The sequence below is a fragment of the Mycobacterium sp. E1214 genome (assembly GCF_001666755.1).
GTDB lineage: Bacteria > Actinomycetota > Actinomycetes > Mycobacteriales > Mycobacteriaceae > Mycobacterium.
On sequence record NZ_LZJC01000154.1, the window covers coordinates 1 to 4,629 of the forward strand.

4 protein-coding genes are annotated in these 4,629 nt (G+C 63.4%); 1 reads left to right on the plus strand and 3 read right to left on the minus strand.

Annotated features, from left to right (window positions below; translation table 11 throughout):
- Positions 1–2,297 (minus strand): RND family transporter (locus A5700_RS21510; RefSeq protein WP_068204998.1); only part of this gene is annotated, 2,297 nt, incomplete at its 3' end.
- Positions 2,294–2,761 carry an MmpS family transport accessory protein gene (locus A5700_RS21515; protein WP_068070666.1) on the minus strand — a complete coding sequence of 156 codons (468 nt, stop codon included), beginning with the start codon at positions 2,759–2,761 and terminating at the stop codon, positions 2,294–2,296. The genes A5700_RS21510 and A5700_RS21515, both read right to left, overlap by 4 nt.
- Before the next feature lie 97 nt (positions 2,762–2,858).
- On the opposite strand from A5700_RS21515, the gene A5700_RS21520 reads away from it, so the two are divergent.
- Complete coding sequence (locus A5700_RS21520; RefSeq protein WP_068070664.1) at positions 2,859–3,692, plus strand: TetR/AcrR family transcriptional regulator; 834 nt, start codon at positions 2,859–2,861, stop codon at positions 3,690–3,692.
- 550 nt (positions 3,693–4,242) lie between these two features.
- Here the strand turns inward: A5700_RS21520 and A5700_RS26655 are convergent.
- The coding region (locus tag A5700_RS26655) for an alpha/beta hydrolase (protein ID WP_231991442.1) at positions 4,243–4,629 on the minus strand (387 nt) is incomplete at its 5' end.

The window sequence follows — 4,629 nt, forward strand, 5'->3', positions numbered from 1 at the left end:
GCCGCGATCATCAAGTCGTAGGTAGCGCCTTCCTGGATGTCTTTGTACGTGGCTGCGGTGCCGGAAAGGTAGATGTGCGAGCCGGCGAGAATGGTGCCCTTGACCGCGTCTTTGGCCGCGTTTCTGATCGGGTCGATGCTGGCGATGCCTCGGGGCGTGGCGGGGTCACCTTCGTGCGTGATGATCATCTGAGTCGCCTTGCCGTCCGGGGAGAAGAACAGCTTGAGACCCCGTTGGAACTCGGGGTTGCTGAAGGCCTCGGGCGGCAGGAAGAACGAATCGTCGATTTTCGCGGCGTCGTAGGCCTGTCCCAGGGCGGTCGCCGTGTCGGTGTTGGCCTGCGTTTGGGCGTTGATCCCCGAGTTGGTGGCGTAATTGGACAGCGTCAGCCTGAGGTTCTTCTCTTGGTCGGCGATTTGGGGCGGCAGCAGCGTCACCAGCTTCTGCTGACCTGCGTCCAGCTTGTCCAAGCTCGCTGTGAGCGCGGTGAATTGTTCACTGAGCTGGTCAATGCCGTCGATGGCGTCGAAGACGCTCCGGAACGCCGAGCACGCCGGGATGTCGTAGCAGTGCTTTTCCCAATAGAAGTAGCTGCGGACCGGACGTAAGAAGTCATCGAGATTGGCGATCTCGTCCCGCAATTCGTTGATGGTACCGATGGTGGCGTGAAAGCTTTGGGTCTCGTCGTTGGTCGAAGCGGCGAGGTCCTTCTGTAGCGAGTACTGCTCGTTCAAAATGCTGACGGTGTGGCGAATCTGGTCGGCCTGCTTGAGCAGGTCGTCGGCGCGGTCTTTCTGATATTGCAGATTCTCGATGTTGCCCACGTTTCCCGCGCTGATTTGAAAGGGGATGGAGGTGTGGACAATAGGGGTTCCCTGCGGCCTGGTGAGCCCCTGCACCTTCTGAATGCCGGGAAGGTGGAAGATGGCTCGTGCGATCCGTTCGACGACCAGCATGTCGGCGGGGTTGCGCATGTCGTGGTCTGCCTCGACCATCAGCAGTTCGGGATTGAGCCGGGCCTCGCCGAAATGCCGCTCGGCCGCCGCGTAGCCGAGATTCGCCGGCGAATCGGCGGGCATGTAGGGGCGGGCGTCGTAGCTCGTCGTGTATCCCGGCAGGGCCAGCAGACCGATAAGTGCGACGCCGACCGTCGCTACGAGGATGGGACCGGGCCAGCGGACGATGGCGGTGCCGATGCGTCGCCAGCCCCGGGTGCGCATCGCGCGCTGAGGGTCGAAAAGGCCGAAATGGCGGCCTATCCCGAGTATCGCCGGGGCAAGGGTCAGCGCGGCCGCCAGCGCCACTAGGACGCCGGTGGCAGCCGGGATGGCCATGGTTTGGAAATAGGGAAGCCTGGTGAAGTGCAGGCAGAAGACCGCGCCGACGACGGTCAGGCCGGAGCCCAGGATAATGTGCGCGGTGCCGCGGTACATCGTATAGAAGGCTTCGCGACGATCTTGCCCGATATGGCGCGCTTCGTGGTAGCGGCCCAGAATGAAGATCGCGTAGTCGGTTCCGGCAGCAATCACCAGCAACGTCAACAGATTCGTCGAATATGTCGAGAGGCCGATGACGCCCGAATTCGCCAGTAGGGCAACGACTCCGCGGGACGCGGTCAACTCGATCATCACCGTGAAGAGGACCAGGATCGCGGTGACCAGAGAACGGTACACCCAGAACAACATGACCACGATCACCGCGATCGTGATCAAGGTGACCATCAACGTGCCCTTGCTGCCGACCTCGAACTGATCGGTCACCAGCGGCGCCGCACCGGTGACATATACCTTGACCCCCGGCGGCGGCGACGAGTGGGCGACGATGTCGCGCACCGAATCCACGGATTCGTTGGAGAGCGACTGGCCTTGATTACCGGCAAGATTGAGTTGCACGAGGGCCGCCTTGCCGTCGTCGCTCTGGGAGCCCGAGGCGGTGAGCGGATCCCCCCAGAAATCCTGGATGTGCTCAACGTGTTTCTTATCCTGCGCGAGTTTCTTGATCAGACCGTCGTAGTAGTGGTGGGCGGCGGCGCCCAGTGGCTGGTCACCTTCCAGCACGATCATGGCGGCGCTGTCGGAGTCGAACTGGTTGAACACCTTGCCGATGCGCTTGCTGGCCAGCAGCGCCGGCGCGTCCTGGGGGCTCTGGGACACATTGTGTGCCTGGGCGACCTTTTCCAGCTGCGGCACGTAGACATTGGTGAGTACAGCCACGGCAAGCCAGAAGGCGGCGATCAGGACCGAAAACCGCAGCAGTATCCGCGGTACAGCGTGGCGCGGCCCACCGCCGTCGCTCATGCGGACTTCACCAGGCAGAACGTATAGGCGTTCACGGTGTTGACGATCCTTTCGTCTTTGACTTCGCCGTCCACGATGATGCGACATCCCAGCGAGTCGCTATTTCCCTGTGCCACAAGGTTGGTGAAGGCGCCGGGCTGCGTGGTGACCATCTGCAACGACCACGGCAGGGGCGCATCCATCACCTTCTGCGGCTGCACGTTGATGTCGAGGTAGTTGATGGTTGCCACCTTCCCGGCGTCACCGAACACCTGCAAAACGATGTGCTTCGGATTGAAGTCGACGTCGTTGCCGATCGGACCGGGGGTAGACGTGTCGTTGTCCGAACCGAAGATCCGGTGCAGCCGATAGACGCCCGACCCGGCCGCGGCGATCACCAGGAGCGCGACGACGAAGACCCAGCCGCGCCGGAGGCGGCTACCGACCGAAGTCCGGTTCGTTGAGTGCCGGGGCACCTCAGGCATGCTGCGGCGGTCTCGCGGTCGAGCAGCTTCTCATCGTGATAACCTAACCGGTATAGAAGGTAATTGCTACTTGTATCTAGTGTCATAAAGGTAAAGCATGATCGCCGCGCCCTCCGGCCTCGATAGTCAGCCCGACACCGACGCGCCTCCGGTCCCTGACGAACTGGTGCAAGCCGCGCTGCGGGCCGCCGAGAAACGAGGCAAAGACGTCGCCGACGTGCCGGTGCTCGCGATCGCGCGCGAAGCCGGGATCTCGCGCAGCACACTCCTGCGGCGCCTCGGCGGCACCCGGGCGGCATTGGATGAGGCGGTCCGCGCGGTTGGGGTCGACCCAGGTGGTCAATTGCCGGTTCGCGCCCGGGCGCTGGCCGCGGCGGCAGCGATCATCGGCGAATCCGGTCTGGCAGCGGCGACGTTGGAGGCAATCGCCACCCGTGCCGACTGCGCCGTCCACAGCGTGTACATGGCCTTCGGCAGCCGCGACGAACTACTGCGGGTGGTTTTCGAATGTCACAGCCCTATACCCGATTTCGAGGATGTCCTCGACGCCGCCACCGACGATCTCACTGCCACCGCGCAACGCCTCTATCAAGCTCTGGCGGCGACGCTGGGCCGCGAACCACGGGTTGCGCCGGCGATCCTCGCCGAAGTATTTGCCCGTCCGACGAGTCCGACGGTCCAGACGCTTAGCCAACACGGTGCTCCGCGGATGCTGGACGTGCTGGGTAGCTGGCTCGATTCACAAGTGCAACGGGGCCGGATCCGAGATCTGCCCCTGCCGTTGCTGGTTCAGCAACTCATCGGACCGATGTTGATGCACATGCTCACCCGACCTGCGTTAGCCACCACCGGCGTGATCCACCTGCCGGACGTGGACACCACCTGCGCCGAGTTCGCTGCAAACTTCGTGCGCGCGGTGGCCGTCGACTGAAGCAGCGGCATGCCTTCGCTGACGCCCAGGTGAAGCGGCATCACTATGAAGATTGGGGATCGACGATGAAGGTTGTGACGGTCGAACTCCGAAATCTGCTGCGCATAGGCTGGTGTGCGCTTGGCCCCTACCCGGGCTGTGGTGCGTTGACCTCTGATGCCCCGCGAAAGTTGTCGTCGGCGTAATCGTCTGAGGATCGGCCAGGCGATATCTTGACAAGCCAAGTTTCCAGACGGCCTCCCGGACATAGCCGGTCTCAGCGGGCCGCCGACAGCCACCGGCCGTCGCGTGGCAGCAGCGGCGCCACGATGGCCCACCCGGTATTCGTGCATTGCGGTGAGATCGGGTGGTCACATCGCGGCGTTTTCGGCATCGGTCACCGTGATCGCTACGGTGTCCTGAGCCAGCACATTCGTCGCCGCCGGCAGCGCTAGGAGGCCGCAATTGGATGCGAACGGCGGGCACCGTCACCGCGAAGGCCGCGCCGAAGACAGCGGCAGCACCACGATCGGCCCCGGGGTGGCGGGTACCTAGGGATCGCGTGCTCGTCCTAGAGCCGACCGAGGAAGTCGCGGATGTAGCCGCTGATTTCTTCTCCGTGTGTCTCGAGGGCGAAATGTCCGGCGTCGAGCAGATGAAATTCGCCGTGGGGGAGGTCGCGGCGGAAGGCTTCGGCGCCGGGGGCGCCGAAGATCTCGTCATTCTTGCCCCATGTGACCAGCAGCGGCGGTTGGTGGGTGCGGAAGTATTCCTGGAACTTGGGGTAGCCGTCGAGATTGAACTGATAGTCCCAGAACAGCTGCAGTTGAATGGCATCGTTGCCTCTGCGGTCGAGGCCTGCCTGATCCAGCAGCCAGGTCTCCGGGGCGATGCGGTCGAGTCGATCGGCCGGCACGCCGTGGGTGTACTGCCAGTGCGTCGTCTGCAAGGTGAAGTA

What these genes read in the sequence shown, in the direction of transcription:
- A5700_RS21515 (WP_068070666.1), bottom strand. Translation starts at nt 2,761, where the DNA reads ATGCCTGAGGTGCCCCGGCACTCAACGAACCGGACTTCGGTCGGTAGC.
- A5700_RS21520 (WP_068070664.1), top strand. Translation starts at nt 2,859, where the DNA reads ATGATCGCCGCGCCCTCCGGCCTCGATAGTCAGCCCGACACCGACGCG.